22 protein-coding genes are annotated in these 24,336 nt (G+C 73.9%); 6 read left to right on the top strand and 16 right to left on the bottom strand.

Features of this window, described 5'->3' with window-relative positions:
• Nucleotides 1–98: 98 nt before the first annotated feature.
• Nucleotides 99–1,718 carry an FAD-dependent oxidoreductase gene (locus ACFY2K_RS36590; protein ID WP_387716997.1) on the bottom strand — a complete coding sequence of 540 codons (1,620 nt, stop codon included), beginning with the start codon at nt 1,716–1,718 and terminating at the stop codon, nt 99–101.
• 113 nt (nt 1,719–1,831) lie between these two features.
• On the opposite strand from ACFY2K_RS36590, the gene ACFY2K_RS36585 reads away from it, so the two are divergent.
• A complete protein-coding gene (locus ACFY2K_RS36585) occupies nt 1,832–2,434 on the top strand; it encodes a TetR/AcrR family transcriptional regulator (protein ID WP_380527483.1) in 603 nt (200 codons plus the stop codon).
• Nucleotides 2,435–2,559: 125 nt separating this feature from the next.
• On the opposite strand, the gene ACFY2K_RS36580 is transcribed toward ACFY2K_RS36585, so the two are convergent.
• The 7 genes from ACFY2K_RS36580 to ACFY2K_RS36550 all read right to left on the bottom strand — a co-directional run bounded on the left by ACFY2K_RS36580 (nt 2,560) and on the right by ACFY2K_RS36550 (nt 10,296).
• Nucleotides 2,560–2,841: a metal-sensitive transcriptional regulator gene (locus ACFY2K_RS36580; protein WP_380527486.1), complete on the bottom strand. Its 282-nt coding sequence runs from the start codon at nt 2,839–2,841 to the stop codon at nt 2,560–2,562.
• A gap of 110 nt (nt 2,842–2,951) precedes the next feature.
• Nucleotides 2,952–3,269 carry a heavy-metal-associated domain-containing protein gene (locus tag ACFY2K_RS36575; protein WP_387716995.1) on the bottom strand — a complete coding sequence of 106 codons (318 nt, stop codon included), beginning with the start codon at nt 3,267–3,269 and terminating at the stop codon, nt 2,952–2,954.
• Between the two features lie 299 nt (nt 3,270–3,568).
• Nucleotides 3,569–4,093, bottom strand: coding sequence for a hypothetical protein (locus tag ACFY2K_RS36570; RefSeq protein ID WP_387716993.1), 525 nt, complete (start codon nt 4,091–4,093; stop codon nt 3,569–3,571).
• Nucleotides 4,094–4,194: 101 nt separating this feature from the next.
• Nucleotides 4,195–4,962: a hypothetical protein gene (locus tag ACFY2K_RS36565; protein WP_387716991.1), complete on the bottom strand. Its 768-nt coding sequence runs from the start codon at nt 4,960–4,962 to the stop codon at nt 4,195–4,197.
• Nucleotides 4,955–6,169, bottom strand: coding sequence for a hypothetical protein (locus tag ACFY2K_RS36560; RefSeq protein ID WP_387716989.1), 1,215 nt, complete (start codon nt 6,167–6,169; stop codon nt 4,955–4,957). Before ACFY2K_RS36560 ends, ACFY2K_RS36565 begins: the two co-directional genes overlap by 8 nt.
• A gap of 251 nt (nt 6,170–6,420) precedes the next feature.
• Entirely contained in the window at nt 6,421–8,265 is a 1,845-nt protein-coding gene (locus tag ACFY2K_RS36555; protein ID WP_380594383.1) for a peptidoglycan-binding protein, read from the bottom strand.
• 78 nt (nt 8,266–8,343) lie between these two features.
• Nucleotides 8,344–10,296, bottom strand: a complete 1,953-nt coding sequence (locus ACFY2K_RS36550; protein ID WP_387716987.1) for a PhoX family protein — start codon at nt 10,294–10,296, stop codon at nt 8,344–8,346.
• A 369-nt stretch (nt 10,297–10,665) separates the two neighbouring features.
• On the opposite strand from ACFY2K_RS36550, the gene ACFY2K_RS36545 reads away from it, so the two are divergent.
• A complete protein-coding gene (locus ACFY2K_RS36545) occupies nt 10,666–11,061 on the top strand; it encodes a hypothetical protein (protein ID WP_387716985.1) in 396 nt (131 codons plus the stop codon).
• Between the two features lie 85 nt (nt 11,062–11,146).
• On the opposite strand, the gene ACFY2K_RS36540 is transcribed toward ACFY2K_RS36545, so the two are convergent.
• The 7 genes from ACFY2K_RS36540 to ACFY2K_RS36510 form a co-directional block, all read right to left on the bottom strand.
• Nucleotides 11,147–11,512 carry a peptidoglycan-binding protein gene (locus ACFY2K_RS36540; protein WP_380527503.1) on the bottom strand — a complete coding sequence of 122 codons (366 nt, stop codon included), beginning with the start codon at nt 11,510–11,512 and terminating at the stop codon, nt 11,147–11,149.
• A gap of 47 nt (nt 11,513–11,559) precedes the next feature.
• On the bottom strand, nt 11,560–11,931 hold the full coding sequence (locus ACFY2K_RS36535) for a peptidoglycan-binding protein (RefSeq protein WP_380527505.1): 372 nt from the start codon (nt 11,929–11,931) through the stop codon (nt 11,560–11,562).
• Nucleotides 11,932–12,020: 89 nt separating this feature from the next.
• Entirely contained in the window at nt 12,021–13,112 is a 1,092-nt protein-coding gene (locus tag ACFY2K_RS36530) for a peptidoglycan-binding protein (protein WP_380644724.1), read from the bottom strand.
• Between the two features lie 84 nt (nt 13,113–13,196).
• Nucleotides 13,197–13,589 carry a peptidoglycan-binding domain-containing protein gene (locus tag ACFY2K_RS36525; protein WP_380527510.1) on the bottom strand — a complete coding sequence of 131 codons (393 nt, stop codon included), beginning with the start codon at nt 13,587–13,589 and terminating at the stop codon, nt 13,197–13,199.
• Between the two features lie 25 nt (nt 13,590–13,614).
• Nucleotides 13,615–14,031: a peptidoglycan-binding protein gene (locus ACFY2K_RS36520; RefSeq protein ID WP_380527511.1), complete on the bottom strand. Its 417-nt coding sequence runs from the start codon at nt 14,029–14,031 to the stop codon at nt 13,615–13,617.
• 25 nt (nt 14,032–14,056) lie between these two features.
• The gene (locus ACFY2K_RS36515; protein ID WP_380527514.1) at nt 14,057–14,473 is read right to left on the bottom strand and encodes a peptidoglycan-binding protein; all 417 of its coding nucleotides are present in this window, start codon (nt 14,471–14,473) and stop codon (nt 14,057–14,059) included.
• Nucleotides 14,474–14,863: 390 nt separating this feature from the next.
• Complete coding sequence (locus ACFY2K_RS36510) at nt 14,864–15,802, bottom strand: hypothetical protein (protein ID WP_387716981.1); 939 nt, start codon at nt 15,800–15,802, stop codon at nt 14,864–14,866.
• 235 nt (nt 15,803–16,037) lie between these two features.
• Between ACFY2K_RS36510 and ACFY2K_RS36505 the strand changes: the two genes are divergently transcribed.
• From ACFY2K_RS36505 to ACFY2K_RS36490, 4 genes are all read left to right on the top strand, one after another.
• Nucleotides 16,038–18,284, top strand: coding sequence for a heavy metal translocating P-type ATPase (locus tag ACFY2K_RS36505; protein ID WP_387716979.1), 2,247 nt, complete (start codon nt 16,038–16,040; stop codon nt 18,282–18,284).
• Nucleotides 18,285–18,674: 390 nt separating this feature from the next.
• Complete coding sequence (locus ACFY2K_RS36500; protein ID WP_380527520.1) at nt 18,675–19,727, top strand: iron ABC transporter substrate-binding protein; 1,053 nt, start codon at nt 18,675–18,677, stop codon at nt 19,725–19,727.
• The gene (locus tag ACFY2K_RS36495; protein ID WP_387716977.1) at nt 19,724–21,262 is read left to right on the top strand and encodes an ABC transporter permease; all 1,539 of its coding nucleotides are present in this window, start codon (nt 19,724–19,726) and stop codon (nt 21,260–21,262) included. Before ACFY2K_RS36500 ends, ACFY2K_RS36495 begins: the two co-directional genes overlap by 4 nt.
• Complete coding sequence (locus ACFY2K_RS36490; RefSeq protein ID WP_387716975.1) at nt 21,259–22,293, top strand: ABC transporter ATP-binding protein; 1,035 nt, start codon at nt 21,259–21,261, stop codon at nt 22,291–22,293. The genes ACFY2K_RS36495 and ACFY2K_RS36490 overlap by 4 nt, the downstream gene beginning before the upstream one ends.
• 71 nt (nt 22,294–22,364) lie before the next feature.
• On the opposite strand, the gene ACFY2K_RS36485 is transcribed toward ACFY2K_RS36490, so the two are convergent.
• Nucleotides 22,365–24,140, bottom strand: coding sequence for a hypothetical protein (locus ACFY2K_RS36485; RefSeq protein ID WP_387716973.1), 1,776 nt, complete (start codon nt 24,138–24,140; stop codon nt 22,365–22,367).
• Nucleotides 24,141–24,336: the final 196 nt, after the last annotated feature.

Here is a 24,336-nt window from a genome sequence, read left to right as displayed (position 1 = left end):
TCCCGTTTCGGCCCGATGCTACGCCCCCGACCCCTCCCCGGGCGGTCTCGACGCCTGCCCGCCCGCCCGGGGGTGCGCGCCGAGCCGGGGCGGTCGGGTCAGACGGCGAAGGCCCGCAGGTGCTCGGCGAGGGTGGTCCGGTCGACGGTCGTGCCGGTGAGCGAGACGTACCCGTCCGGTCGGACCAGCACCACGGCGTCGCCGCGCAGGCCGTACGCGCGGGCGGCGTGGCCGTCGGGGTCGCGGACGGCGGCGACCCGCAGGCCGGGGAGGTCCGGGAAGTCCTGTAGGCCCTGGAGCGCGGGTCGGGCGGACGGGTCGGCCGGGGCCGGGTGGGCGCCGAAGGCCAGCAGGGTGAAGTGCGGGCCGCGGAACAGGTCGAACAGCCGGACCGGCGTGCCGTCCGCCGTGGTGCAGGGCGCGTCCGGGGCCCGGTCGCCGGCCCGGATGCCGGTGGTGTCGTCCAGGTCCCGGCCGAGCGGGCCGCCGCGGTAGTCGATCGAGAGCCCGGTGAGGTCGGTGTCCTGGACGGTCAGGGTGCGGAACTGTTCGGCCATCACCGTGGCGCCGCCGCCCTGGAACGCCGCCTTGTGATGGGCGGAGGTGGCGTCGAGGCTGGCCCGGGCGATCGGCCGGCGCTCCTCCTGGTAGCTGTCGAGCAGTTCCTCGGGCGCGCCGCGCAGCACGGCGGCGAGCTTCCAGGCCAGGTTGTGGGCGTCCTGGATGCCGGTGTTCATGCCCTGGCCGCCCGCCGCGGACTGGCAGTGGGCGGCGTCCCCGGCGAGCAGCACCCGGCCGTCGCGGTAGCGCTCGACCAGCCGGACGGTGGGGCGCCAGACGGTGGACCAGATCGGCTCGTGCATCAGGACCCCGGGCAGCCCGGCCCGTTCGGCGAAGAGCCGGCGGAAGGTCTCCAGGGTGGGCGCGGGCAGCTCGCCGTGCTCGTCCGGGTCGACGGCGGCGTGCACCGCCCACTTGCCGTCCTGCCGCATCGGGACGATCGCCATGGCGCCGCCGCCGAACTTCGGGTGGTTCCAGAGGTGCATGTGGTCGGGGTCCAGGCCGTCCAGGTCCATCGAGGCCATGAGGAAGCGCTCCTCCTCCCAGGTCTCGCCGAGGAAGGGGATGCCGGCCAGCTTGCGGACGGTGCTGCGGCCGCCGTCGCAGCCGATCAGGAAGCGGGCGCGCAGCTGCGCCGTCCGGTCGCCCTGTCGGACGGTGGCGAGCACGCCGGCGGTGTCGCGGGCGTCGTCGGCGTGCCGGGAGTCGTCGGAGTCCTGGACGCAGTCGGTCAGTTCGCTGCCGGTCTCGACCCTGACGCCGTACTCGGCGAGCCGGTCGCGCAGGACGGCCTCGGTCTGGTGCTGGGCGATCATCAGCGTGCCGGCGTACGGGCGGTCGGGGGTCGGCAGCCGGGTGGCCCCGGGGTCGAACTCGTGGACCAGCCGGGCGCCTTCGTAGGTGCGGATCCCGAGGTTGAGCACGCCCCGGTCGAGGATCCGCGCGGCCACGCCGAGGTCGTCGAACACCTCCAGGGTGCGCGGGTTGACGCCCTTGCCGCGGACGCCGGCGGTGCGGAACGCGTCGTCCCGCTCGATGATCCGGCAGTCGACGCCGGCCCGGGCCAGCCCGATGGCCAGCGTGAGCCCGACCGGGCCGGCGCCGACGATCAGGACGTCGGTGGTGGGTGTGGAGTCGTGCGAGAGTGCAGCGCGCATGGCGGACGCCCCTGTCCATTCGGTCATAAGATACGGCGCGTTTCCTGTTTCCGACTGTAGACTGCCCTCGATAGGAAACGCAACGTATCTACGAGGGTCGGGTGCGGAAACCGGTGGCGAGCGGCAGAGCGGGCGCCCCGCGGAGGCGCGGGGACGAACTGGAACGGGCGATCCTGGACGCCGTCTGGGCCGAACTGGCCGAGCACGGCTACGACCGGCTCACCATGGACGGCGTCGCCGCCCGCGCCCGCACCAGCAAGCCGGTGCTCTACCGCCGTTGGCCGAACCGGGTGGAACTCGTGGTCGCCGCCCTCGGCCGCAACGCCCCCGACTACCGGGAGCCCCCGGACACCGGCGACCTGCGCACCGACCTGGCGATCCTGCTGGGCGGCCTGCTGCACCGCTTCGACGACCTGCCGACCGACGCCGTCCACGGCTTCCTGGTCGACCTGATGCGCGTCCCCGAACTGCGCCTCGTCTTCCACCTGGGTCTCCGTGCGCCGGGGCCGGTGGACGCCCTGGCCGCGATCATGCACCGGGCCGCCGACCGGGGTGAGGTCGACCCGGCCCGGCTCACCCCGCGGGTCGTCTCACTGCCGCTGGACCTGCTGCGCGACGCCTTCCTGATGGGCGGTTCGGTGCCGGCCGACCGGGTGATCGACGAGGTGCTGGACGAGATCGTCCTGCCGCTGCTCGGGGCGCCGGTCGGCCGGTAGGGCCCGCCGGGTCCGGATGCCCTCGGATGCCCGCGGATACCCCTACCCCGTAATGACGAACGCCCTCCGGCGGCGGTGTGCCGCCGGAGGGCGTCGGTGCGGGTGGGCCCGGGTTCGAGTCCGGGTCAGGAGCGGACCAGGCGGGCGATGGCCTGGTTGGCCTCGCGGATCTTGGCGTTCGCCTCCTGGCCGCCCTCGGCGATGGCGTCGCGGACGCAGCATTCGATGTGCTCGTCCAGGAGTTGCAGCGCGAAGGACTGGAGCGCGCGGCTGGCCGCGGAGACCTGGGTGAGGACGTCGATGCAGTAGGTGTCCTGCTCGACCATGCGCTGCAGGCCGCGGATCTGGCCCTCGATGCGGCGCAGCCGCTTGAGGGAGTCGTCCTTGTGGGGGCTGTAGCTGGCCATGGCCGCCTCCGGTTCCCGTGCGGTGAGGAGTTCCCTCACTCTACCGGGGCGCGGTGGGGCGGAAATCGGTCCGGACGGGGCGCGGGGCCGACGCCCGGACCGACGGGGCGTCAGGCGTCGACCCGGCCGACCAGGTCGTATCCGGCCTCGTCGACGGCGGCGGCGAGCTCGGTGTCGGCCAGCGGGGCGGTGCTGTCCACGGTGACCCGGCCGGTGGCGAGGTCGACCGTGACCCCGGTGACGCCGGCGACCTTCTCCAGCTCGGCGGTCACCGCGCCGACGCAGTGGCCGCAGGTCATGCCCGCCACCTGGAGGACGGTGCGCTCGGCGGTGGTGGCGGCGGGAGCCGCGGCCGCGCCGGTGCCGCACGAGCCGCAGCAGGAGCCCTCGATGGCGGACGGCTCGACGGTGACGGTGGTCTCGCTCATGGTGTGCTCCTGTCGTCAGTGCGTTCGTCGTCAGTGCGGGCGACGCCTTCCGGAGTGGCCCGGGCGGCTGCTTCGATGATGAACATACCATACCCCCCTAGGGTACGTAGAGAGGCGCCGATCCCCTTCGCCGTCCGACGGACGCGTGGCTGCAGTCGCCGGTAGGGGAGTGCGACAGATGCACGGGGGATGTCCGGCACGTCATGGATCTTCGGGGCGAGCAGCCCAGGAGGCGTGCCCCGGGCGCGGTCGACCTCGACGAGGTCAAGCCCTGGGCGCGGGGGAGGAGCAGCCGGGCGTCAGTGGACGGTGACCTGGATGCTCTTGGTGACGTCGCACCTCAGCTCCGCACGGTTCGGTGCGTCGGGCCGGCAGTCCCACGCGTTGCCGAACGCCCAGGTCAGCGTGGTGGTCCCGGCTCCCAGGGCGGTGAAGGTCCGGTCGAACTCCGGGGCGCAGCCGGGTACGGGCGGATTCGTCGAGCAGGGGGTGAGGACGAAGTCCGGGCCGCTCTGCAGCACGGCGCCGTCGCCGGCCGAGCTGAGGTACCAGAGCTTCGACAAGGCGCCCCCCGTGGTCCTGACGCCGAGCCGCTGTCCGACCGCGAGGGACACCGTGCTGGGCGGGTACGGCTCGGTGGCGTCCCCGGCGGCCGCCACGGCCGGAAGGGCCACCTCCGTCTCCGGACGGGTGGCGGTGACCATGGGGGCGGCGGTGCCGGCGGCGGGGTCGGACCACCATCCGGCGGAGTAGGAGAGGAGCAGCAGCGCGACGGCCAGCAGCACCACCACATCCCTGATGACTCGGCGCAGCAGTGGTGTCATCGGTTCTGGGCTGCTGCGGATGATGGGCGGGGCGCCGGAGACGGAGGGACCGACGGGGCACGAGCAGCACCACGGCCACCACTGAGGCCTGGTGCGCGGGTTCAGACGGGCGGGAGCAGGTCGCTCTCGCTGACGGTGTACGTCAGCGGGGGATAAACGAAGTCCGTCTCCTGGTTCTCGCGGCGCCGCAAATGGTAGAACGCGCGGCGCTGCTCCTCGTCGGCCGAGGTGAGGCGGGCGCCCTGGGGGAGGTACGGGTGCCCGTCGTCGCCGAACCGGAGGAGGGTCTTCGAGGTGCGGAAGGTCAGGCCCAGCCACACGTTGTCCGTCGCGGGGACGGGCTTGTCCAGGACGATCCGGTGCCGGAGGCGGCGGTTCGACTCGACGGAGAACACGATGACGCCGTCGTGGGTGAGCGGGAGCTCGAACCGTTCGCCGCCGACCGGCTCCTTCGACTCGACGATCAGCCTCCTCGGCGGGCCCGCGTCGGGGTCCCGGTAGCAGGAGAAGACGGCGATGAAGGAGCCCTCGGCCAGGTCGAGGGCCTGGTCGGAATGGGCGCCCATGGTCGTGTACGCGTTCGTGTAACTCTCGAAGAGGGCGTTGTCGAAGGCGAGCGGGAGCCCGGCGTGCTCCTGGATCCGCCGTGCCAGCCGTTCGTGGACCGGGCGGAAGCGCTGTGCCGGGTGGGCGTACCGGGTGGTGGTGCGGACGAGGGGCACGCCGCCCGTCCCGTCGGGCCTGGTGAGCGTGGTGCCCCGGCGGCCCTTCCCCAGCTCCTCCAGGAGGGCCGAGCCGGACAGTTCGGCGAACAGTTCCGGCTCGGCGGGCAGGGCGTAGGAGCGGACCTGGTCCGCGATGCTAGGCACGAGGGGCACGGTAGTCCCCCGTGTTCATGCTGAACCGGAACCGGTCGCCGTAGTCGACGAAGGCCCAGCTCCGGTTCTCCTCGGCGTACAGCCCGCGCAGCTCGTCCGTCCCGGTCCCGGTCGGCGGCTCCAACTCCACCAGCTCACCGGCGGACTTGAGGAACGTCCGGCCGTCCCGGTGGAGGGCCTCGGTCTTCGAGCAGCGCACCACGTAGCCGAGTCGGGTCGGGAGCAGCCCGGCGTCCAGGGCCGAGGGCCGGATCTCGTGGGTGTAGAGGCGGTTGGTGGACAGCGGCACGAAGAAGACCGACCCGGGGTGGAGGGTCAGCTCGAACTGGGTCGGGAGGGCGTCCCCGTGGGCTTCGCGGGCGGAGTCCTTGAGGCGGAAGCGGAGCCTGGTCAGGCCGCTGGTGCGCCCGGTTCCGTGGTCGAAGGGGTCGTCGGCCAGGGGCTGGAGCTCGTCGAGGCCGTCGTAGAAGGTGCAGAAGGCCATGATGCCGTCCGCGGGCATGTCCTTGGTCTTGTCGGCGTGGGACGAGATCTTGGCCTTGGACTGCTTGCGCCCGGGCGTGGCCCGGGTGTTGTGGTAGGTCTGCGCGAGGACGTGGTTCAGCGGCGCGTGGTCGCGGAAGACGGTGGCGGCCTCGCGGTTCAGGGCGTCGACGATGTCGGTGTCGGTCGGGCCGAAGTTCTCGGTCGGGCCGGACAGGTTGGTGGAGCAGCGCAGCAGCCGGAAGTGCAGGTCGTCGCCGTCGCGGGTGACGGGGGTGAGGTAGATCCCGCTGCGGTGGGCCGAACCGGGCTTGTCGGACTCGGTCAGGGACTGGAACGCGTGCTCGGCACGGACCCGGTGGAAGTGGTCGGCCTCGGGCTCGAAGAAGCGGGGGTAGTAGACGCCGGCGCCGTGCACCCGGACGGGGACCCGGCCGAGGCCGACGACGGGCCAGGGGGCGTCGGCGTGGTCGGTGGAGAGCTCCCGGACGACGAACACGCGGGCGGCGGGGGCGAGTCGGCGGCCGTCGAGGGCGGAGATGTCGCCGGCGAGGTAGAGGGTCTTCCCGGTGAGGTCGGTGGAGGCGAGGTCCTCGGGCCCGATCGTCGCCCCGAAGAAGTCGAGGTTGCGCACCGTCGGCGGTGCGACCAGGACGTTGTGCGCATCGTCCAAGCGTGCTTCGCCGTGGCCCGTGGTGTCCGTCGTCGTGTCCATCGGTCGCTACCTGCCGTTCGCTGCCCTGGGAGGTGCGCGGGACGTCGGGCGGGCCGACTTCTCGCGCAGGCATGTTCAGGTGGTGGGGAGTTCGCCGGCCGCGACGGCGGCGACGAAGGACACCCATGCCTCGGAGGGGAGGACGAACGCGGGGCCGCCGGGGTTCTCGGGATCGCGGACCGGGACGAAGCGAGGCGCCGGGCGATCCGCGAGGATCGCCCGGCGCCTGCGGTACGGGACGGGCCCCGGGGTCAGAACCGTCCCTGGTTCAGGGCGTTCTGCAGGGCCCTGATGGTGGCCGGGCCCCACTGGCCGTCGACGGTGAGGCCGGCGCCGCTGGCGTTGAGGAAGGTCTGCAGCGCCCGGTAGGTGGCGGGGCCGGGGTCGCCGTCCTCGACCAGTCCGGCGTTGCCCCACACGTTGAGGTGGTGCTGGAGCGAACGCTTGGAGTCGGGCCCCCACTGGCCGTCCGGGGTGGAGCCGCAGACCCGCTGGACGGCCATGATGGTCAGGGTGCCGAACTGGCCGTCGACGGTGAGGCCGGCGCCGTCGTCGATGTACGCGAAGTACGCGGACTCGGTGGCCGGGCCCCACTGGCCGTCGGCGTTGGTGCCGACCTTGCCCTGGAGCCAGCGCACGCCGGCGGCGGTCTTCGGCCCCCAGGCGCCGTCGAGGTCCAGCGCCGGGCTGTAGCCCATGTCGTTGACGGCCTGCTGCTGGCGCGCTATCGAGCGCACGGACGTCATGGGGCCGCCGCCGGACGAGCCGCCCCCGAAGGCCTTGAACGCCGATTCGGTACCGGGCCCCCACAGGCCGTCGGCGGTGACGCCGACCTTGTTCTGCAGCCAGCGCACGCCGGCGTCCGTCTTCGGCCCCCAGGCGCCGTCGACGTCCAGTGCCGGGCTGTAGCCCAGGCCGTTGACCGCCTGCTGCTGGGCGGAGACCGACCGCACCTGGGTCATGCCGCCGCCGCTCGCGCCGCTGGAGTCGGTGGGCGGCGGGGTGTAGCCGCTGCCCGCCCAGTCGATCGGGCGGACCTGCGCCGGCATGCCGTTCTGGACCCAGGCGCGCAGCTGCGCCCCCGGGCAGTCGGTGGAGTTGCCGGGGAGCATGCCGTGGTAGGTCTTGGTGAGGACGTGGCCGGCCATGTCGCAGGCCTTCTCGTACATCGACCGGATCGCGGACATCGCGATGTCGGTGGCGTCGCCGCTCTCGCCGATGAAGCAGACGCCGATGTGGGTGGTGTTGGCCCCGTAGGCGTGCGCGCCCTGGAGGTACCAGCCGCGGCCCTCGAAGATCCGGCCGCTGGTGTCGACCAGGAAGTTGTAGCCGATGTCGGACCAGCCGTTGGAGTCCATGTGGTAGTTCTGGATCGACCGGAGCGTCTGGGTGGTCGGCCCGTCCGAGTAGTGCACGGTGAACCCGGTGCGGTCGCCGATGGCCACCGGCGTGATGTCCTTCGCCGGGCGGGCGCCCCACTGGGCGCGGGAGTAGATGTGCAGGGTGTCGGAGTCGGGGCCGGCACCGGTGCCCGAGCCCCGCTCGATGAAGGAGCCGTCCTTGACGTACGGGTAGAGCTTCCCGGGGCAGTCCGTGTGGGTCACCGTGCGGACGTCCGTGTGCCCGACGATCCGGAGGCCCGCGCCCTTCTCGTTCTGCAGCCAGCCGCAGAGCGTCCTGATGCCCGCGACCATCTCCGGGGTCACGTCGTCGTCGGCGCCCATCAGGCCCATCACGGCGTAGTAGTCGGAGTTGGCCCCGGGCGACTCGGTGCCGTTCGCGCCGGACCGGTAGTTGAGTCCGCGCCCCTCGTAGATGGAACCGTGCCTGCAGACCAGGAAGTTGTACGGGATGTCGTCGTACTCGGGCTCCCCGTTGCCGGTCCACTCCCGGATGTCCTGGGTGAGGCCGTGGTGCATCGACTCGTCCTGGATCTTCCTGACCAGTGCGGCGCACTGGCTGTGGGGATCGACGGACTTGTGCCCGCCGCCCTCGTGGTGGATGACGATGCCGCCGACCCACGGGGAGAAGGGACCGAAGTCGGTTGTCTTGGGCGGCTGGGCGCCCCATTCACTGCGCGAGATGATGGTGACCATCTGGTTCTCCGGAAGTCGTGCTGGGCTTGCTGACAGGACGGGCGGGGCGGGCGTCGGGTGAGTCGGGCGTCGGGTGCGCTACGCGGCCCCGATGACGCCCCCGTCCGTCCGCCGGATCACGAGCACGGCCGAGCGCGGGCGGCCGCCGGCGTCGTGGTCCGGCCAGTTGCTGACCACGCGGGGATCGTCCTGGGTGGGCGTGCCCCAGGCGAGGGTGTGCTCGCCCGGGTGCTGGACGTTGACGAACATGGTGCGGCGGTCCGGGGTGGTGACCACGCCGGTGATCTCGGCGCCGCGCGGGCCGGTCAGGAAGCGGCGGACCTCGCCGGTGGCGGGGTCGGCGGCCAGCATGGCGTTGTTGCCCAGGTGCTCGTGGCCGGTCTCGGCCCGGTTCTGGTCGTAGGCCGGGATGCCGGTCCCGATCCACAGCCGGCCGTCGGCGTCGGACCACAGGTTCTTCGGCGAGGCGAACATGCCCGCGGCGTCCAGGTGGACCTGGTGGTCGTGGGCCGGGTCGCCGGCGAGCACGAAGACCTGCCAGTGGAAGCCGGTCGCCCGGCCGTCGCCCTGGTCGGCCGTCCCGTCCTCGCGCCAGCGGATCACGTGGCCGTACGGGTTCTCGGCGCGCGGGCTGACCGCGGCCCGGTGGGCGTTCGGGCCGGCGGCGCAGTGGCCGAGGCCCGGGCTGTTCGCGAGCGCGCAGAACGCCGTCCCGTCCGGGCTCACCGAGGTCTGCTGGGGCCGCTCCAGCGGGGTGGCGCCGAGCGAGTCCGCCGCCAGCCGGGCCCGCAGCAGGACGTCGGCCTGGTCGGCCCAACCGTTGGCGACGGTCAGCGGGCCCTGGCCGTGGGTCAGCGGCAGCCAGCGGCCGGTGCCGTCGTCCTCGAACCGGGCGACGTACAGGGTGCCGTGGTCCAGCGGGCTGCGGCCCTGGGAGCGCAGCCGCCACCAGCTGTCCGAACCGACGAACTTGTAGAGGTAGCCGCCGTTCTCGTCGTCGCCGCTGTAGACGACGACCCGGCCGGCGGACTCGGTCACGCTCGCCCCGACGTGCTGGAAGCGGCCCAGCGCGGTGCGCTTCACGGGTGCCGCCTGCGGGTCGGCCGGGTCGATCTCCACCACCCAGCCGAACCGGTTGGCCTCGTTGCCGTTCACCGCGAGGTCGAAGCGAGCGTCGGCGCGGTGCCAGCCGTGGCCGTCGCCGCGGGCGCCGAGGCCGGCCCGCTTCTGGGCGCGGGTCGCCCGCCACGTCCTGTCGTCGGTGCCGAAGTAGCCGGCGGTGTTGCGCTCGCCCGCCAGGAACGTCCCCCACGGGGTCACCCCGTGCGCGCCGGTGCCGAGCGTGCCCGTGGCGGGCGTGCCGGTCCGCAGGGCCGGGTGGTCGGCGCCCACCGGTCCGGAGAAGGTGACGGGCGTGGCACCGGTGACGCGCACGTTGCGCGGCGAGTCGGCGAGCTGCCAGGTGCCGCCGGTGCGGCGCACCTCCAGCACGCTGACGCCGTGCGCGGCGAGCGCCTTGGCGACCTGTTCCTTGCTCACCTGTCCGTCCGTGGCCGCCGTGCCGGTGCGGCCGTACAGCAGGGCGGCGTCGGTGGACTCGTGGGTGAGCACCAGGGTGCCGTGGGAGTCGTCGGTGCCCGGGAAGAAGTGCAGGCCGGCGTGGTGGGAACCGACCTGCTCGGCCTGCTCCGCCGCGGTGTTGCCGCCGTCGGCGCGCCACTTCGGGCCGCTCTCGCGCACGGCCTGCCCCCACGGGGCGAGCACCTGCACGGAGTACCCGGCGGGCACGGTGACGGCGTCGGCGCTGCTCGCGGGGACGGCGGTGAAGCCGAGCGGGTGCGCCGCCGCACCGGCCGTGCCCGGCTGCCCGGCGGGGGCGGCGGAGGCGGGGGACGCGGAGAGGCCGAGGAACGCGGCGAGGGCGATGGTGCCGCCGGTCAGGGCCTGACGGCGCGACAGGCCGGCGGCCACCACGTCGTCGAACGTGCGGCGGGGTGCTGCCTCCGGTTGCGGAGTGTCGTGATCTGGCATGGTCGCCACCCAAGGGAAGTCGGCCCGCCGGGGCGGGGTGCGGGGCTGAAGAGGACCGGGTGCGTGCGCCGCGTCCCGTGCTCGGGGGCCGCGCGGCGACAGCCGGTCGGCCGGAGCGCGAGGCCCTCCGGAGCGAAAGGTCGGCCGGAGCGAACGGATCGCCGCGGGTCTCGCGGACCTGAACCTAGATCGAGTTCGACCCCCGTAGCCATCCTGAATCCGTCTCAGATGCTCCGGCGCCCCATCCCGGGACGGCGTGGGACGGCGGGGACGCCGGGGACGGGAACCGGAGCCGGGCCGACGGGCATCGTGGTACCGGAATCCGGCGATCCACGGTTCCGGACGGACGGAAGAGCACATGGAGGCGGCATGCGGTCAGCGCGGGAGCGGCGGAGCGGCTGGATCCGGCGGGCGGCCTGGACGGCGGCCGCCCTGGTCCTGGCCACGGGCGGCACGCTGTTCGGCAACAGCCGCGTCCTCGCGGCCTGGCACCACTGCCTGGTCCAGGACCACGAGCCGAACCCGAACCTGGCGACGGCCACGGTGTCCTGGTGGACGGTCGTGCTCGTCGCGCTCCTGGCGCTCGGCGCACTGCTGGGCCGCCGGCCGAGCAGCCGCCGGTACCGCCTGCCGGCCCTGCTCGCCGCCGCGGCCGTCCTGACCTGGCTCTACGTCACCGGGATGGGATCCCCCGCGCCGCTGCAACCCGGGCAGCCCCGGGACTCCGTGTGCCGGGTCCTGCCGCCCTTCCCCTTCACTGGCTGAGCGGCCGCGAGCCGCGGACCGGCCGTACGCGAGAACGCCCGGCCGGGAGGTCCCGGCCGGGCGTTTCGTCAGTCCACGACGGTCCCTAGCACCAGACCGGGCGGGAGCCGTAGTTGGCCTGGTAGTCCAGCTTGGCCCAGGTCAGCGGGCCGACGATGCCGTCGGGCTTGAGGCCGGTGCAGGTCTGGAACTTCTGCACCGCGGCGAGGGTCTTGGGGCCGAAGTACCCGTCGACGTCCGGGCCCTGGTAGGCGAGGGAGTTGTACAGCTCGCACTGTAGGGCCTTGACCGCGTCACCGCTGTCGTCCTGGGAGAGCTCCGGCTCGCTGGTGCTGTAGCCGCCGCAGAGCTGGCTCGGGGACGTCGCGGCCGAGGCGCTGCCGGCGGTGGTCACGCCGAAGCCGGCGGCCAGGAGGGTGGCGACCGCGACGGCCGCGAGCTTGTTGCGCATGGTTCTTCCTTCGGTACGCGTGACGGGGAGGACTCGGTCGGGCCGGGTCAGCAGATGTAGTTCGCCGCCGTGTCGATGTCGCTCTGGTTGTCCAGCCTGTTCCAGGTCAGCGGGCCGACGATGCCGTCGGGGTCGAGACCGGCGCACTTCTGGAACTTCTGCACGACGGCGAGGGTGTTCTTGCCGAAGATCCCGTCCACCTTGAGACCGGCGCCGCGCACGCTGTAGTTGAGCTCGCACTGCAGCGCCTTGATCTCCGGGCCGCTGTCGTTGAGGCTCACCTGCGCCTCGTTGTCGCTGTAGTAGCCGTACTGGGTGCACACGGCGGGGGTGCTGGCGGACGCGGTGGTGGCGGTGCCGATTCCGAGGCCGGTGAGCATGACGGCTCCGGCGGCGATGGCAGCGAGCTTGGTACGCATGGGTGTTGTCCTTCACAAAGGTCAGGTCGATGGTCGGGGTGGGACGGCGGGGCCCCTGCCGGCCGGGCCGGGTGAACGGCCCCGGGCGGTCAGGCCGTGACGTGGTACCAGTAGCCGCCGGTGCGCAGGGTGACGTAGTGCACGTCGGTGCCCGTCTCCTTGGCCTCGTACATCATGTCCGCGCCGGTGGCGGAGTCGGTGCCGGCGTAGAGCACCACGTGGTGGGTGTTGTGGGCGTCGGTGCCGAAGTACTCGACGTCGCCCGGCTGCCGCTGGTCCTCGGTGATCGGGGTGAGGTGCTTGTCCAGGGTCTGGTCGGTGGTGTCGCCGCCGTTGGCGAGGTCGATGCCGGCGCCGAACCAGAAGGCGGCCCGGACCAGGCCCGAACAGTCCATCCCGGCCGTGGTGTTGGCCGGGCAGGGCTGGATCGAGCCGGTGTAGCCGTCGCAGGTGCCCAGCGACGGGCCGGGGCCCTCGCCGCGCAGCGAGTGGCCGCCGCCCCACACGTACGGGACGCCCAGGTAGGACTTGGCCGCGTTCAGGACCTTGGTGGCGTCGATCGGGCCGCTGGGCAGCGGGGCGGGGGTGGCGGTGTAGAGGGCGTTCTTGACGCCGGCGCCGACGATGCCGTCGATGGCCAGGCCCTGGGCGGCCTGGAAGTTGCGTACGGCGGTGTCGGTGGCGGGGCCGAACTGCCCGTCCACGACGAGGCGGCCCGCGTTGAAGGTGTTCAGCATCGTCTGCAGGGTCGAGGCGCACTGCCCGCTCGCCCCGGTCTGCAGGTTCCCGCACTGGGTGCGGAGGTCGACGGTGCCGGAGGCGGCGGTGGCCGCCGTGTCGAGCGCCGACTTGGTGGCCGGGCCGACGATGCCGTCCGCGGTGAGGCTGTGCGCGCCCTGGAAGGTGCGCACGGCGCCGTCGGTGGCGGGCCCGAACTGGCCGTCCACGGTGAGGTGGGCGCCGGTCAGGTTGAGCTCCGCCTGGAGCTGGGTGACGCAGCCGTCGGCCTCGCCCTGCTGGAGGTTGGCCGGGCAGGACGGGGAGGTGATCGGGATCGGGGCCGGCGGGGTCGCGGCGGAGGCGGTGGAGGCGCCGAGGCCGGTCAGCGCGGACGCCAGGGCCAGGCCCAGGCCCAGGCCCAGCGACAACCGGCGCCGGGCGGGGAGGGGGGTGCTGCTCACAGGAGGGTCTCCGATTCCGTGATGATGCGCCAGGGCGGCCGGTGATCGGCCTCCCTGACGCCCGGTGTGCTCGACGGGCGGGTGCTACTCGAACAGCCCCGAGTCGCTGGGTATGTAGGGGAAGCAGGCGCCGTGCTTCCCGCCGTACTGCGCATCACCGCGGTAGAGGAGGTTGTCGCCGGTGAAGGGGCCGACGATGCCGTCCGGCTTCACGTGGACGAAGGACTGGAACCACTGGACCTGGTCCTTGGTCTTCGGGCCCCAGATGCTGTCCTCGTCGATGGTCGCCCGGTTGTTGGCCCGGGCGACGTCGTTGAGCAGGTGCTGGACGCACCAGACGCCGGTGGAGTCGTTGGTCTGGTTGTCGCCGATGTAGCCGGCGGACTCGGAGGCGGCGGCGGTGCCGGCCAGGCCCAGCAGGGCGGTTCCGGCCATGGCCACCGCCAGCACGGCGCGACCGAAGGACTTCGCGGTCATGGGTTGCTCCTCGCGGTACGGGTGGTCAGGGGCCGTAGGTGGTCGGGATGTACTGCCAGCAGTAGGCGTCGTAGCTGCCGACGTAGTACGGGTCGCCGTCGCTGATGATCGCGTTCCCGGTGAGCTGGCCGACGTAGCCGTCCTGGAGGAGCGACCGGCCGCTGATGAAGGTGTGGGCCTGCAGCCACTGGACGGCGGACTTGGTCTGCGGGCCCCAGAGCCCGTCCTCCGCCAACGGCGCGGGGCGGTCGGCCTGCGTGGTGCGGTTCAGGAAGTAGTTGATGTTGTGCTGGACGCACCACACGGCGTGGGTGTTGTTGGCGTAGCCGTCGCCGATGAACGGCGCGCCCTGGGCGGCGTCGGCGGTGCCGGACAGGCCCAGCAGCGCCGAGCCGGCCAGGGCCAGTGCCGCCGCGGCGCGGCCGAAGTTCCTCTTGCTCATGCGTCAGTCCTCCTGCGCCGGTTGATCAGGGGCCTTCGACGGTCGGGATGTACTGCCAGCAGGGGGCGCTGGGGCTGCCGACGGAGTCGGGGTAGCCGTAACCGACGATCAGGGATCCGGTGAGCGGGCCGACGATGCCGTCGGACTGGAGCCACTGGCCGCCGACCATGGCGTCGGTCTGCATCCACTGGACGGCGGCCTTGGTCTTCGGGCCCCAGTAGCCGTCCTCGTCCAGCCGCGCGGGGCGGTTGGCCTTGGTCGTGATGTCGATGAAGCGGTTGAGGTTGTGCTGGACGCACCACACGGCCTGGTGGCTGTTGGGGTAGCCGTCGCCGATGTACGGCGCGCCCTGGGCAGCGCTGGCGGTGCCGGACAGGCCCAGCAGCGCCGAGCCGGCGAGGGCCGCCGCCACCACGGTGCGGCCGATGGTCTTCAGGGTCATGGGACTCTCCTTGCGGGACGGTGGTCGGGGGCGGCGTGCCGTCGGGCACGTACGGCCCCCGGGCGGTACGGGGCGTGGGGCCCGGGCGGGCTCCGCCGCGCGGGACCGGCCTCGGCGAAGGCCGGGAGGTGCTGCCGGTACGCGTCGGATCGGGTGGGCGCCGTCGGCGCGCGGCCACCCTGCTGCGGCGGGGACGCTGCCGTACTCTGCCGGACTCCGTGGGCCGTCCGGAAGGTCTTCCGACGTCCCATCAGTCCCAGGGATGTGTCCCACGGTGCGGCCCCGCTCCGTGGGACGTGAGGTGGGGCGCGGGCCCGGGTTCCGGGGAACGCGGACGTGCCGGGCGACCCCGTGGGAGGGGTCGCCCGGCACGTCCGGACGCGGGGCTGTTCAGTGCTGGTGGCCGGCGGCCGGCTCCTGGGTCGCGGTGGTCGCCGTGGTCGCCGCGGGGGCGGGCGCCGCGCTGCCGTCGGCCGTCACGGTGAAGGCGGCGGTGCGGACGGTGCCCTGGTGCCGGAAGTCGAGGAAGAGCCGGTAGCTGCCGCCGCTCGGGGCGGTGGTGGTGAAGCCGATGCCGGGGCCCGGGGTGGTGGTGTCCGGGTGGACGTGGAGGTAGGCGAGGTCGCCGGCGCGCAGGGCGACCAGGTGGCCGTAGGCGCCGAGGTAGGGCTGGAGGTCGGTGACCGGGGCGCCGTCCTTGCTGACGTCCAGGGTGAGGTGGCTGCTGCGGCCGGGGGTGAGGTCGCCGCCGAGGGTGACGGCGTAGCCGTCGACGGTGGCGGTCCGGCCGGTGTCGGGCAGCCGGGCGGGGCGCAGGTCGCCGGCGGCGTGGAGGTCGGCGCCGAGGGTGAGGCCCTCGCTCGCTCCGGCGGGGGTGAAGTCGGCGAACACCCGGTACTCGCCGGCGGCGGGGAGGGCGGTGGGGGCGCTCCAGGTGCCGTCGGCGGCGAGGACGGGGTGCAGGTGCTGGAAGGTGGAGAGGTCGCGCGGGGCGACGATCAGGTGGAGTTCCTTCTCGTGCTGCTGCTGGTAGGCGGTGACGGGCTTGCCGTCCGTGCCGAGGATGCGGAAGCGCAGGTCGGTGGGGGAGCCGGCGGTGACGAAGGGCTGGTCGAGGCTGAGGGTGTAGCCGCGTTCGGAGACCTGGAGGCCGCCGGGGAGGCGGTCGGGGTCGGCCGGCCCGCCCCCTGCGTCGTGTCCGGCGTGGGCGGCGGGCCTGGTCACGGCGGTGCCGGTGCCGGTGCCGGTGGCGTGGCCGACGCCGAGGGCGAGGCCGAAGGCGGCGGCGAGGCCGGTGGTGAAGGCGGTGATGCGCAGGGCGGTGTTCACGGCGGGGTTCTCCTCGGTCGGGGTGAAGGGGAAGGAGTGCCCTGAGTGAATACCCCATGGGGGTATCAGGTCAAGCCGATCCCGCCGCGGAAAAATACCCATGGGGGGTATGGCCCAGGGCTTGCCCTCCCTACCCCCCAGGGGTATAAATGAACCCGGCGCCGCCCGATACCCCTCCAGGGTATGACGGCCCGGCCGGACGGACCAGGCGGAACAACTGTCACGAGGAGCAACGATGACCACGCAGGCACCCGCCTCCACGGAGGTGGAACTCTCGATCGGCGGAATGACGTGCGCCTCGTGCGCCGCCCGGATCGAGAAGAAGCTCAACCGGATGGACGGCGTCGCGGCCAGCGTCAACTACGCCACCGAGAAGGCGAAGGTCACCTTCGAGGGCGAGGTCGAGGTGGCCGACCTGATCGCCACCGTCGAGGCCACCGGCTACACCGCCGCGCTGCCCAGGCCCCCGGCCGCCGCCGGCGGCGAGGGCGCCGAGCCGGGCGAGCCCGCCGACGGACTGGCGCCGCTGCGCCAGCGGTTGTTCACCGCCGTCGCCCTGGCCGTCCCGGTGATCGCGATGGCGATGGTGCCGGCCCTGCAGTTCGACAACTGGCAGTGGCTCTCGCTCACCCTCACCGCCCCGGTCGTCACCTACGCCGCCTGGCCGTTCCACCGCGCGGCCTGGACCAACGCCCGGCACGGCGCCGCGACCATGGACACCCTGGTCTCGCTCGGTACCGGCGCCGCGTTCCTGTGGTCGCTGTGGGCGCTGTTCCTCGGTGACGCGGGGATGCCGGGCATGCGGCACGGCTTCGAGTTCACCATCGCCCGCAGCGACGGCGCCTCGAACATCTACCTGGAGGCGGCGGCCGGCGTCACCGCCTTCATCCTGGCCGGTCGCTACTTCGAGGCCCGCTCCAAGCGCACCGCCGGTGCCGCTCTCAAGGCGCTGCTGGAACTGGGCGCCAAGGACGTGACGGTGCTGCGCGGCGGCGCCGAGGTGCGGATCCCGATCGCCGAACTCGCCGTGGGGGACCGCTTCGTGGTGCGGCCCGGCGAGAAGATCGCGACCGACGGCACCGTGGTCGAGGGCGCCTCCGCGGTGGACGCCTCGATGCTGACCGGCGAGTCCGTCCCGGTCGAGGTCGGGGTCGGGGACGCCGTCACCGGTGCGACCGTCAACGCGGGCGGCCGGCTGGTGGTCGAGGCCGCCAGGGTCGGCGCCGACACCCAGCTCGCCCGGATGGCCAAGCTGGTCGAGGAGGCCCAGAACGGCAAGGCCGCCGCCCAGCGCCTCGCCGACCGGATCTCCGCGGTCTTCGTGCCGATCGTGATCACTCTGGCGGTGGCCACCCTCGGCTACTGGCTGGGCACCGGCGAGGGCTGGACCGCCGCCTTCACCGCAGCCGTCGCCGTGCTGATCATCGCCTGCCCGTGCGCCCTGGGCCTGGCCACCCCGACCGCCCTGCTGGTCGGCACCGGCCGCGGCGCCCAGCTGGGCATACTCATCAAGGGCCCGGAGGTCCTGGAGTCCACCCGCAAGGTCGACACCATCGTCCTGGACAAGACCGGCACCGTCACCACCGGCCAGATGACCCTGCTCGCCGTGCACGCCGTCGAGGGCGTCACCGAGGCCGAGGTGCTGCGCCTGGCCGGCGCCCTGGAGCACGCCTCCGAGCACCCGATCGCCCGGGCCATCGCCACCGCCGCCGCCAGGGCCGGGGAACTGCCCGCCGTCGAGGGCTTCGAGAACGTGCCCGGCCTGGGCGTCCAGGGTGTGGTGGACGGCCGTGCGGTGCTGGCCGGCCGGGAGGCGCTGCTCAACGAGTGGTCGCAGTACCTGCCCAAGAGCCTCGCCGAGGCCAAGCGCGCGGCCGAGTCGGCCGGTCGCACCGCGATCGCGGTCGGCTGGGACGGCGAGGCCCGGGCCGTCCTGGAGGTGGCGGACGCGGTCAAGCCGACCAGCGCCGAGGCCATCGCGAAGCTGCGGGCCCTGGGGCTCACCCCGGTGCTGCTGACCGGCGACAACAGGGCGGTCGCCGGGGCGGTCGCCGCCGAGGTCGGCATCGCCCCGGAGCACGTGATCGCCGAGGTCATGCCGCAGGACAAGGTCGACACCGTCAAGCGGCTGCAGGCCGAGGGCCGGGTCGTGGCGATGGTCGGGGACGGCGTCAACGACGCGGCCGCGCTCGCCCAGGCCGACCTGGGCCTGGCGATGGGCACCGGGACGGACGCCGCGATCGAGGCCGGCGACCTCACCCTGGTCCGCGGTGACCTGCTGGCCGCCGCCGACGCCATCCGGCTCAGCCGCAGGACCCTCGGCACCATCAAGAGCAACCTGTTCTGGGCCTTCGGCTACAACGTCGCCGCCCTGCCGCTGGCGGCCGCGGGCCTGCTCAACCCGATGATCGCCGGGGCGGCGATGGCCTTCTCCTCGGTCTTCGTGGTCGGCAACAGCCTCCGGCTGCGCCGCTTCCGCTGAGCCGCCGCTGAGCCGCCGCTGAGCCGCTGAGCCGTCGCCGCTGAGCCGCTGCCGCAGGGCCGAGGGCCCCGGAACCGTCACCCGGTTCCGGGGCCCTCGGCCGTCCGGGGCGCTCCCGGGTTCGTTACTCATCGTGACGGTGAGTCCAGGGCGCCAGGGGTCCGATTCGTCCGCATTTGCCACCTGTGACCCGTGCTTGGCGGTTGTTTTGTCCGCACTTGGGAGTCCGCTCACCGAAGTCCTACCCCGCCGCGACCGGGCCGAGATGTGACGCTCCGACACTTGTTAGGCAAGCCTTTCCTGCCTTAGGTTCTCGTGCCGTCAGGCCGCCGACCCTCGCTTTCCGAGGGCCCCGGCGGCCGTCCCCTGCCCTTCCGGAGGACCCTCACCATGCCCGGTACCGTGCGGCCCCTGGCCGGCCTGTCCCTCGTCGCCGTCTGCGCCCTCGCCCTCACCGCCTGCGGCAGCTCCGGCGGGACGGGAGGCGCGGACAGCGCCACCGCCGCGGCCGGCCAGACCGTCACCGTCTACAGCGGTCAGCACGAACAGACCGTCAAGGCCCTCACCGAGGACTTCACCAAGCGCACCGGCATCAAGGTCGAACTGCGTTCCGGCGACGAGGCCGAGCTCGCCAACCAGATCCTCCAGGAGGGCGACGCCTCCCCGGCCGACGTCTTCTACGCCGAGAACCCGCCCGCGCTCACCGTTCTTGACGACAAGGGCCTGCTCGCCAAGGTCGCCCCCGACACCCTCAAGTCCGTCCCGGCCGCCGACAGTTCCGGCAACGGCGACTGGGTCGGCGTCTCCGCCCGCAGCTCGGCCTTCCTGGCCGGCACCGGCAAGGCCGCCGACACCGCGCCGCCCGCCTCCGTGCTCGACCTGGCCAAGCCCGAGTGGAAGGGCCGCCTCGGCATCGCCCCCGGCGAGACCGACTTCGCCCCGGTCGTCACCCAGGTCCTCAAGGCCAAGGGCGAGGACGCGACCAAGCAGTGGCTCAAGGGCCTCAAGGACAACGCCAAGGTCTACGACAGCAACGAGACCCTCTCCGCCGCGATCAACAGCGGCGAGGTCGAGGGCGGCGTCATCGACCACTACTACTTCTACCGGATGCGCGACGAGAAGGGCGCCGCCGGGACCCACGCGACCCTGCACTACTTCCCCAAGGGCGACCCGGGCTCGCTGATCGACGTCTCCGGCGCCGGGATCCTCAAGCACGGCAAGCACCAGGCCGCCGCCCAGGCCTTCCTCGGCTACCTCGCCTCCGCGCCCGCCCAGACCGTCATCGCCGACTCCGCCAGCTACGAGTACCCGCTGGTCACCGGTGTCCAGGGCAAGCCCGAACTGCCCGCCCTGGCCGGCCTCGGCACCGTCGCCGACCCGGCCGCGCTCGGCGACGGCAAGCAGGCCCTGGCCCTGCTCCAGGACGCCGGACTGCTCCAGTGACGACCCCCCTGCCCGGGTGGCGGTGGCGGGCCGGCGGCCTGCTCGCCCCCGTCGCCGTCGCCGTCGTCGCGGTGGTCGCCTCGCCGCTCGGCTTCGTCACCGCCCAGGCCGCCCAGGCCGGTTGGCAGCAGGCCCGGCGGCTGCTCGGCCGCCCGCTGATCGCCACCCTGCTCTGGCACACCCTCGGCCTGGCCACCGCCGTCACCCTCGCCACCGCCGTCCTCGGCTTCGGCGCCGCCTACCTGGTCGAGCGCACCACCCTGCCCGGCCGCCGGGCCTGGACCGTCGGACTCGCCCTGCCGCTCGCCGTACCGGAGTTCGTCCGCGGCTACTCCTGGGTCTCGCTGTTCCGCTCCGTCCACGGCTACTGGGGCGCCGTCCTGGTGATGACCTGCTCGCTCTACCCCCTGGTGTTCCTGCCGGTCGCGGCCGCCCTGCGGCACGGCGACGCCGCCGCCGAGGAGGTGTCCCGCTCGCTCGGCCGCGGTCGGCTCGCCACCCTGTGGCGGGTCACCCTGCCGCTCACCCGGCCCGCCCTGGCCGGCGGCGTCCTGCTGGTCTCGCTCTACCTGCTCGGCGAGTACGGCGCCTTCGCGATGCTGCGCTACACCACCTTCGCCACCGCCGTGTTCACCCAGTACAAGCTCGGCTTCGACGCGGCCTCCGCCTCCCTGCTCACCCTGGTGCTGGTCGGCCTCGCCCTGCTGCTGGTCACCCTGGAGGCCTGGGCCGGCCGCCGGGCGCGCACCACCCGGCACGGCGCCCTGGCCCGCCCCGCCGTGCCCGTACGGCTCGGCGGCTGGACCGCCCCCGCCCTCGGCGCGCTGGCCGCACTGGTCGGCGTCTCGCTCGGGGTGCCGCTGTACGCGCTGGCGTACTGGCTGGTCAAGGGCAGCTCCACCACCCTGCCCTCCGCCTCCGTGCTCGGCGCCACCCTGGCCACCCTCGGCTACGCGCTCGGCGCGGCCGTCGTCGCCACGGCCGCCGCCCTCCCCGTCGCCCTGTACGGCTGGCGGCGCGGCACCCGGCCCGCCCGCACCGTCGAGCGGATCGCCTACCTCACCCGGGCGCTGCCCGGCATCGCGGTCGCCCTCGCGGTGGTCTTCTTCGCCGTCCGCTGGGCCCGGCCGCTCTACCAGCAGCCGCCGATGCTGGTCCTCGGGTACGTCCTGCTGTTCTTCCCGCTGGCCCTCACCGCCGTCCGCGCCGCCCTCGCCCAGGTGCCGCCCGGCGTCGAGGAGGCCGCCCGCTCGCTCGGCACCCGGCCGCTCGCCGTCCTCGGCCGGGTCACCCTGCCGCTGGTGCTGCCCGGCCTCGGCGCCGCCGTCGCCATGGTCGGCCTCACCGCGTCCACCGAACTCACCGCCACCCTGCTGCTGCGCCCCACCGGCACCCAGACCCTGGCCACCCAGTTCTGGGTCTACACCAGAGGCCTCGCCTACGGGGCGGCGGCGCCGTACGCGGCCCTGATGGTGGCGCTGTCCGTCCCCTCCGTCCTGCTGCTCACCCGCCGTACATCCGGGAGCCCCCGATGACCGGACTCTCCGTCGTCGACCTGCACGCCGCCCACGGACGCAACCCCGTCCTGCACGGCATCGACCTGACCGTGCCGGACGGCGCGCTCGCCTGCGTCCTCGGCCCCTCCGGCTGCGGCAAGTCCACCCTGCTGCGGGTGCTGGCCGGCTTCCACCCGGCCGCCGCCGGGCAGGTCGTGCTGCACGGCCGCGTGCTCGACGACGGCCGCCGCAGGCTCGCCGCCGAACAGCGGGGCGTCGGCCTCGTCCCGCAGGACGGCGCGCTCTTCCCGCACCTCAGCGTCGCCGCCAACATCGGCTTCGGGCTGCCCCGTTCGCAGCGCCGCGCCCGGGTCGCCGAACTGCTCGACCTGGTCGGCCTGTCCGGCCTGGGGGAGCGCCGCCCGCACCAGCTCTCCGGCGGCCAGCAGCAACGCGTCGCCCTGGCACGGGCGTTGGCGCCCCGCCCGCGCCTGCTGCTGCTCGACGAACCGTTCGCCGCCCTGGACGCGGCCCTGCGGGCCGACCTGCGCCGCGAAGTCGCCTCCGCCCTGCGGCAGTCCGGCACCACGGCGGTGCTGGTCACCCACGACCAGGACGAGGCGCTCTCCTTCGCCGACACCGTCGCCGTCCTGCGCGACGGCCGGATCGCCCAGGCGGGCAGCCCCGAGGAGCTCTACCACCGCCCGGCCGACGCCGCCGTCGCGGGCGTCCTCGGCGAGGCGAACCTGATCCCGGCCGAGGCCAGGGGAGTCGAGGCGCTGACCGCCCTGGGCGCCCTTCCGCTGGCCGACCCCGCGGTCGACTCCGGCGGCGCGCTCGCGCTGCTCCGGCCGGGCCAACTGCGGCTCACCGCCGAGCCGGTGGCGGGCGCCGTCCCGGCGAAGGTGCTCGGCAGCGACTTCCGGGGCCACGACCACCGGGTCGAACTGCGGCCCGGCGCGGCGGGGTTGCCCGAGGTGCTGATCGTCTCCGCCGACCGTCCGTGGCCGGTGGGCGGTGAGGCCTACCTGGCCGCCGCGGGGCCGGTGCACCTGCTGCCGGGGGAGTGAGCGTCCGGGCAGCGCCGGGCGGCCGGGCGGTTGGGCACGCACCTCGCCGACCGGCCGCGTACCTGTGGCGCCTACGGCCCCTCGGGTAGGTCCACCGCCTGCCAGCGGTAGGCCGCGTCCTCCTGCCAGACCTGCAACTCGCCCTCCACCACGGCCGCCAGGCACAGGCGCCAGTCGTCCCCCATGGCGAGGGCGACCCGGGTGGCGGGGCGCAGGGTCGGCCGCCACCAGCGGGGGCGCCGGGAGGCTCCGCCGGGCGGCAGGCGCAGCCGGACGCCGCCCGCGCCGGCCAGGGCGACGGTGGGGCCGCCGCGGTGGCCGACCATGGCGATGCCGAGGGAGGGTTCCCCGTCGCCGATCTCGGTGGCGGTGGCGGTCGCCGAGCCGAGGGTGTGCAACTGGGCGGAGCCGTCCGTGCGCAGGGTGGCGGCCTGCGGTCCGGCGGAGGCGCGGGCCAGCGCGCCGGCGCGCAGGGTGCCGGGCGGGCCGAGCGGGACGGGTGGTGAGCCGGAGCCCGGGCGCCAGCTGAGCACGCGCTCGCGGTGCTCGACCAGGACCAGCCAGGCGCCGGGCCGTTCCTCCTCGGCGGCGAGCACCCGGTCGGCGGGGCAGCCGGGGTGCTCCTGGCCGGTGAGGGTGAGGCCGGGGGCCCAGCGGTAGGAGCGCAGGGCGCCGGCGGCGGCGGTCCAGACGGTCAGCTCCCCGGCCGCGCCGACCGCCCCGGCCAGGCCGCTGACCCCGCGGGCGGCCTCCCACCAGCCGGCCGCGGTGCCGACCCACAGGGTGCCGGAGCGGTCCTCGGCGCAGACCACCAGCTCGCCCTGGCGCCCGGCCCAGCCCGCCGCCAACTCCCGTACCGCACCGGGCCCCTGGCCGGCGGGCGGCCGGTGGCCGGTGCGTCCGGGGCCGGCCAGCGCGGTGCCGTCGGCGCCGGCCGTGACCACCAGCGGCCGGCCGGCCCGGTCCGGCAGTACGGCCAGGCCCGCGGTGCGCGCCACCGGGCGGTGGGCGCGCAGCAGTTCGCGGCCGCGGGCGGCCCAGGGGCCGAGCGGGGCGGGGCGCCGGTCGGGCTCGCGGGCGAGCGGTTCGCAGGCCCAGCGGGCCAGTTCCTCGCCGTAACCGGCGGCCAGCAGCTCGGCGCGGGCCTGTTCGGCGGCGAGCCGGTGGTCGAGCCGGCCGTGGTCGGGCAGCAGCAGGGTGCGGGCGAGGGTGCCGACCGCGAAGAGGTCCTTGGCGGTGGTGGGGAAGCCGCCGACCTGTTCGGCCTCCGGCGGTACGTGCCCGGGGGTGAACACGGCGACGGTCAGGGTGTGGTCGAGCGGGGCGAGGAAGGTCAGGTCGATCAGTTTGACCAGGCCCTGGCCGTCCACCAGCACGTTGGCGGGGGAGATGTCGCGGTGGACCCAGCGTTTGCGGTGCAGCTCGTCGACGATCCGGCACAGCCGGGCCAGCACCTCGGCCATCGCGGCCGGACCGCCGCGCTGGGCCCGGGCCCAGGTGTGCAGCGGCACGCCGTCGACCCAGGGCGAGATCTGGTAGCCGAGCAGCCCGCCGGAGGGTGCCGCGCCGGGCCGGTGCGGGGAGGGGCCGAGCAGGAAGCTGGGCACCACCAGGTCGGTGACGCCGAGCCGGTGGGCGTTGTGCGAGACGTCGTCCCAGCGGCCGAGCCAGCGCCGCACCTCGGACGGGTCGCGCTCCAGCATGATCTTCGCGGCGACGAGTTCCCTGATCCCGTTGTGCCCGGTGCGCACCGCCCGCCACACCTCGGCCTCGCCGCCCCGGTGGTGGAACTCCAGCAGCTCGTACTGTTCGGGGTCGAACTCGGGCCCGAAGCGGAGCCCGGGCACCCAACGAGATTCTGACACGCGACCCCCGACGCTTCCTCACCACTGCGGACGCGCGACTGCCGTACGGCCTGCGCGCTGCCCAGGATAGTGCGCATTTCTGTTCGTCCGACCGGAGGAGGGCCTATTCTGATGGGCGCCCGAGCAACATCACGAAACAACGTCAACTCATGGTCGTACGGGGAATGTTGATCATGGA

This window comes from Kitasatospora sp. NPDC001309, assembly GCF_042896295.1.
Classification (GTDB): Bacteria; Actinomycetota; Actinomycetes; order Streptomycetales; family Streptomycetaceae; genus Kitasatospora.
Note: the sequence above shows the minus strand (reverse complement) of the source record. Positions and strands in the feature narration are given on the sequence as shown.